This is a genomic window from Pseudomonas sp. PsB, from assembly GCF_043658375.1.
In the GTDB taxonomy this organism is placed as follows: Bacteria; Pseudomonadota; Gammaproteobacteria; order Pseudomonadales; family Pseudomonadaceae; genus Aquipseudomonas; species Aquipseudomonas putida_Z.
In genome coordinates this window covers 1-1,641 of the sequence record NZ_JBIGLU010000085.1, presented here as the reverse complement: position 1 = coordinate 1,641, position 1,641 = coordinate 1, and the positions used below count along the sequence as shown (strand labels likewise).

General features: G+C 57.3%; 1 protein-coding gene. It reads left to right on the top strand.

The genetic code is table 11. The features are described 5' to 3' along the window. Positions 1-125 precede the first annotated feature (125 nt). Complete coding sequence (locus ACGLHT_RS29950; protein WP_023082049.1) at positions 126-1,397, top strand: IS4-like element ISPa1635 family transposase; 1,272 nt, start codon at positions 126-128, stop codon at positions 1,395-1,397. The last annotated feature ends 244 nt before the right edge of the window (positions 1,398-1,641 follow it).

Below are 1,641 nucleotides of genomic sequence, written 5' to 3'. Positions count from 1 at the left end.
CCCAATGTCATCAACTTTGGAAATTATCCATAAATATCATATAATTAGCGCTCAAATCAGTGCATGGGAGAAGCCCTTTTGACTACCTATACCGCATCGCTTGACACCGCCAGCCAAGCCCTGGTTTGAAAATTGTACAAAAAATAACCAGTCCGCTCGATTGTCCCGCCTTCATCGCCGCCCACCGCCAGAATCCTCAAGACTTTACCCGCCGACGCCAGCTCACCTTCAAGAACCTCGTCCTGTTCCTGCTCAATCAGCCGCGCACGGCCCTGCAAACCGAACTCGATCAGTTCTATCGCGTACTCAATCAGGCGTCGACTGAGACGCAAATGGTCACTGCGCAGGCCTTCTGCAAAGCGCGCAAAAAGCTCAACCCCGAGGTATTTGAAAGTCTCAATCACCTCCTGCAGCAACAAATTGACTGCTTCGGGCTGCGTCAGAAGTGGCGTGGGCTGAGGGTGCTCGCGGTGGATGGCTCGACCGTGCATTTACCCCTGGAGTCGACCATGGCGACCTTCTTTGGCAGTCACTCTGGCTTTCCCATGGCTCGCTTGTCCACACTCTACGAAGTCGCTGACGGTCAAACCCTGCATAGCCTGATCGTGCCCCTGACCGTCGGCGAGCGCGACTGTGCCCATCTGCACCTTGAGCACCTGCCGGCTGACAGCCTGACGCTGTTTGACCGTGGTTACCCTGGGCACTGGTTATTCGCGCTGTTCGCGCAGCAACAGCGGCACTTTCTGATGCGCCTGCCCTGTGGCTATAACGCCCAGGTCAAAGCGTTTCTATACTCTGGCCAAGTTGAAGACACACAGCTTTTCGTGGCCAACCATCCTGAAGCACGTCTGTTCTGCTCCGAGGCTGGCGTTGATCCTGCCAGCCAGATCGAGCTGAGACTGATCCGGGTCGAGTTGGCCAACGGCGAAAGCGAGGTATTGCTGACCTCGTTGCTGGATCGAGAAGCCTTTCCCGCTGAGGTGTTTGCCGAGCTTTACCACCGCCGCTGGGGCATCGAAACCGACTTCCGTCGCCTCAAACAAACCCTGACGCTGGACAACTTCAGCGGCCGCAGCGTGACTGCTGTAAAGCAGGACTTTCATGCCGCTCAACTGTTGAAGAACCTGGCGCTGTTGATGCAGCACCTGCTACAGCCGGTCATCGAACAGCGCCACAAAGGTCGCAAGCTGCGATGGAAAGTCAACTTCACCCAAGGCGTGTCACGGCTCAAAAATACCCTGGTCGAGCTGCTGGTGCGGCACTGTGCTCAGGGGCTGAGCAATGTGCTGGCCTTGATGGCTAAAAGCCTCAGTGCCGTACGCTCAGGCCGTAGCTTTGCGCGCCAACGCAAACGCGCAGCCAGCCGAGGTTGTGAGGGCTACAAACCGACGCGCTGAAGAAACACCACCGCCCAACCTCCGTGCAAAAAAAAGCTGGCCACAAGCGGTCGGCATAGGCTCGTCCGGAGAACGAGAAATCTCGCCTAGACAGCCGGAACAGACGATGATCACATCACCGCCAGCCCAGTTAGACCGCCTGATTGAGCGGCAGAGGCCTGGTCATCGCCCGACGGCCATGGCGGCTGGCTGCTTCGGGGGGCTTGCCTTGGGCAGGGCTGCAGCTTAGGTTGATGACATTGGT